The sequence below is a fragment of the Bradyrhizobium campsiandrae genome (genome assembly GCF_014529705.1).
Classification (GTDB): domain Bacteria; phylum Pseudomonadota; class Alphaproteobacteria; order Rhizobiales; family Xanthobacteraceae; genus Bradyrhizobium; species Bradyrhizobium campsiandrae.
Map to the genome: position 1 here is coordinate 1 of NZ_JAANIH010000437.1, position 240 is coordinate 240.

Below are 240 nucleotides of genomic sequence, written 5' to 3' on the forward strand. Positions count from 1 at the left end.
CGAGGGCTTCGACGCCGACCTCTTCCTTGGTCGCGGCATAGACCAGTTGCGGTCCGCCCAGGAACATGGCGCCCTGATTGCGGATGATGACGGTGTCGTCGCAGAGCGCCGGCATGTAAGCGCCGCCCGCGGTCGAAGGGCCGTGAACGACGGCGATCTGCGCGATATTCTCGGCCGACATCTTTACCTGATTGTACATGATCGATCCGGCCTGCCCTTCGTCCGGAAAGATATTGGCGA

At 62.1% G+C, this 240-nt stretch carries 1 protein-coding gene; it reads right to left on the bottom strand.

What is annotated here, in order from left to right; genetic code table 11:
• The coding region (locus tag G8O24_RS43815) for a carboxyl transferase domain-containing protein (protein ID WP_283815686.1) at positions 1-240 on the bottom strand (240 nt) is incomplete at both ends.